The 3,382-nt window shown below is 59.2% G+C and carries 4 protein-coding genes; 2 read left to right on the forward strand and 2 right to left on the reverse strand.

Features of this window, described 5'->3' with window-relative positions; all coding sequences use genetic code 11:
- On the reverse strand, nt 1–771 hold a 771-nt coding region (locus tag M7F93_RS11420; RefSeq protein ID WP_298173596.1), incomplete at its 3' end, for a DNA translocase FtsK 4TM domain-containing protein.
- Nucleotides 772–1,033: 262 nt separating this feature from the next.
- Here M7F93_RS11420 and trxB point away from each other — a divergent pair.
- Both trxB and M7F93_RS11430 read left to right on the forward strand, forming a co-directional pair.
- Complete coding sequence (gene trxB, locus M7F93_RS11425) at nt 1,034–2,002, forward strand: thioredoxin-disulfide reductase (RefSeq protein WP_298173599.1); 969 nt, start codon at nt 1,034–1,036, stop codon at nt 2,000–2,002.
- A 45-nt stretch (nt 2,003–2,047) separates the two neighbouring features.
- On the forward strand, nt 2,048–2,599 hold the full coding sequence (locus tag M7F93_RS11430) for a Smr/MutS family protein (protein WP_298173602.1): 552 nt from the start codon (nt 2,048–2,050) through the stop codon (nt 2,597–2,599).
- A gap of 101 nt (nt 2,600–2,700) precedes the next feature.
- Here M7F93_RS11430 and M7F93_RS11435 read toward each other — a convergent pair whose 3' ends face one another.
- Nucleotides 2,701–3,147 carry a heavy metal-responsive transcriptional regulator gene (locus M7F93_RS11435; RefSeq protein WP_298173604.1) on the reverse strand — a complete coding sequence of 149 codons (447 nt, stop codon included), beginning with the start codon at nt 3,145–3,147 and terminating at the stop codon, nt 2,701–2,703.
- Nucleotides 3,148–3,382: the final 235 nt, after the last annotated feature.

The raw sequence follows: 3,382 nt of genomic DNA on the forward strand, positions 1-3,382 counted from the left end.
AGCGCGAGCCGACACTGCTCCGCGCTTTTTGGTGGAGAAGAAGCTCGGTGCTGCTGCCGGGGATGGCTTTTGCTCTGCGGGTCCAAGCGCCGTAACCGACACCGCTTGGGCCGGTACACGCCGTCGCAAAGGCCAGCGCAGGCGCCAGTGTGGTCGCGGCAAGGAGAAATGCAGAGCGCTGATATGTGCCGCCATGGCGCGTGGTCCCAGACCGGTGAGCAGAAACACACCGAGAACAAACAGCGCCAGAAATAGCAACGCACTACCACCCACACCAATGAAAGGTTGAGTAAGGACACCGATTTCCTGACCGAGAATGCCGCCCGCGCCGGCCCCGGCAACGGGCCACCAGTCCGTTGGCCAAGTCAGCGCGAGGAAGCTGCTCAGACCCAGCGCGATGGCGACAGCCCCCAGAGGGGCCGTCCAGCGTCCCGGATGCTGACGAAACCAGCGCCGCCACATCTGCCAGACCCACGCGCCCAGCGCCACAGGGAGGAGCCAGGCGATCATGCCAAAAATCTGTACCAAGAAATCAGCAAGATAGGCACCAGTTTCGCCACCCCAATTGTGTACCGGGCCACCCTTACCACTATTAAACCAGCTAGGATCGGCGGGGTGAAAACTGAGCAGGGACATCGCCATAAAGGCCGCCACCGCGATCAGCACCAGCAGCAGCGCCTCGCGGCGCCATGGTTTGGCGCGCGACAGTTGAACCGGCTTTGCAGGGGCAGGCCGGGAGCCTCGGGACGCATTACGGGCAGCAGAGCTCATGTCGGCACGCTAAACGACCCCTGCACGGGTGTCAAGGAGTTGCCGGGGAAGAAAGGCAAAGAAATGCTGTTGTTAGCAGCTGCTAATGCATTCAGATGCAGGCGTTTATTTCGCGGTACCAATATCACCCCCCCTGCGGGAGGCGGGGACAACAGCGCGGGAACGGTGTTAAACTTTCCGTCAGTAATTCGCATAAGTCTGGACGGGTTCCGCCGTGTGCGCAGCTCGTCCGATACCGTTCCATTCTGGCAGCGAGGTACCCATGAGCGATCCGAAAAGTGTCATCGATGAAAAACATTGCCGCTTACTCATCCTGGGCTCCGGCCCCGGTGGTTATACGGCGGCTATTTACGCGGCACGCGCCAATCTGAGCCCAATACTGATACAAGGCATGGAGCCCGGCGGCCAACTGATGACAACCACGGACGTGGATAACTGGCCTGGTGCTGCAAACGGCATCATGGGTCCGGAACTCATGCAGGAACTGGAAAAACAGGCGCGGCGCTTTGATACCGAGGTTTTGTTCGACCACATTCATACCGCAGACCTGAGCCAACGACCCTTTCGCCTCAGCGGAGACCAGCATTGTTATACCTGCGATGCGCTGATTCTCGCTACCGGTGCATCTGCCAAGTACCTGGGTTTGCCCAGCGAAGATAAGTTTCGCGGCAAAGGCGTTTCCGCCTGTGCGACCTGCGACGGATTTTTCTATCGCGGGCAGGCGGTCGCCGTGGTCGGTGGCGGCAATACTGCAGTGGAAGAAGCCCTCTATCTCAGCAATATCGCTAAGCATGTAACGGTCATCCACCGTCGTAACCGGTTCCGCGCCGAAAAAATTCTGCAGGACAAGCTGATGGCCAAGGAGAACGTCACCATTATCTGGGATCACTCTGTGGACGAGGTACTGGGTGACGACTCCGGGGTCACCGGCTTGCGGATTAAGCATGTAGAAAACGGCAGCACCCAGGACCTGATGCTGATGGGGGTGTTCATTGCCATCGGCCATCAGCCCAATACAGCCATCTTCAAGGGACAACTGAAGATGGACGAAGAGGGTTACCTGATTACCCGCGGCGGGCGCAACGGCATGACAACAGCCACCAGCATTGACGGTGTGTTTGCGGCGGGCGATGTACAGGACTATGTCTATCGCCAGGCAGTGACCAGCGCGGGTAGCGGTTGCATGGCGGCGCTGGACGCGGAGCGTTGGCTGGAGCAGCAAGAGGACTGAAACATGGGGCGGCGGCGGCCAAATCAGCCGGAGAAGCAAGAGCCAGTGACCGATACAGCAGAAGCAGATTGCTTCCTGCGGGCGGTGGCCGATGTCCGACCCCTGCCAGCCCCGCCGCCTCCCCCACGTCCTGCACCGCCGCCGCCCTTACCGCTACAGCGGCACCAGGATGAGCTGGCCGTTCTCGAAGCACTCGGCCACAGCCTGAACGGCGATGAAGTATTGGAATCCGGAGACGAGTGGCTTTATTTGCGGTCCGGGCTGTCTCCGGCCCTGCTACGGGACTTGCGCCGGGGACGGTTCCGGATTCAGGATCGGCTCGATCTGCATGGCTGTACCGTAGAAGAGGCTCGCACTGAACTGGCGGCATTTTTGCGGGAAGCGCGGCAATGGCGCTGGACGTGCGTCTGCGTCATCCATGGCAAAGGACTAGGATCCCCTGGTCGTATTCCCGTCCTGAAAAGACTGGTGGGTGGCTGGCTGATGCGTCACCAGGAGGTGCTGGCCTTTGCTCAGGCTCGCCCTGAAGAAGGGGGCAGCGGTGCATTGCGTGTTCTGCTGGGCTGGACTCGTCAGGAACAACCAACCCGGCCATAGTTTAATCCTATGATTTATCAAATAACTACTTGGAGTCTTTTTTCAAGGACACCGGCATGGCATCGGACTCATCAAAAAATCCACGTTGCAGGGGGGACTGGCTATCCCGCCGCTCCCAGCGCTCCCCGAACAGGCATGGCACCTCCTGCGTCGGCCAGAGAGGCCAGAATCGGGCAATTTGCAACGGAGCCGTGACCGGGACAGCGCTCAGTCTGCTGCGCAAGGGCTGTGCGCATCCGTTGCAAGTCAGCGATCTTGAAATCAATCTCGGCAAGTTTTTGCTCGGTGAGCGCTTTGACCTCACCCATATCATTCTCGGCACTGCTGCTGATATCCAGCAAATCCTTCACCTCTGCCAGAGAAAAACCGAGATTCTGGGCACGCCGGATAAAACGCAGACGAGCTTCCGCTTCGCCGTCATACAGACGATAGTTGGACTGGGTCCGCTGCACCGGCCGGATGAGTCCAATCCGCTCGTAGTAGCGCAAAGTCTCGGCGGCAAGCCCTGCTTCACGCGCCAAACGACCAATGGTCACTGGGGTTTCCATAACTATATCTCCCTATAGTGCTTTTGGGCATACATATACCCTTGAGTATAGTGTCCATTGTAAGGCACCTAGTCAACACAAAGGTCAAGCCTCTGTGCATCGGCCATCTCCTGCCCGAAAAGGCCCTCCACACAGCTCGTGGCGAAGACTCCGGCGGGGAGGAAAAAACTCAGGACAAGGACCTGTGCATCCTGCCAGTGGCTGGTCAGGTTCTCGGGGCGCGCGCGCAAGGGAC

It is taken from the genome of Acidithiobacillus sp., assembly GCF_027322205.1.
In the GTDB taxonomy this organism is placed as follows: domain Bacteria; phylum Pseudomonadota; class Gammaproteobacteria; order Acidithiobacillales; family Acidithiobacillaceae; genus Acidithiobacillus.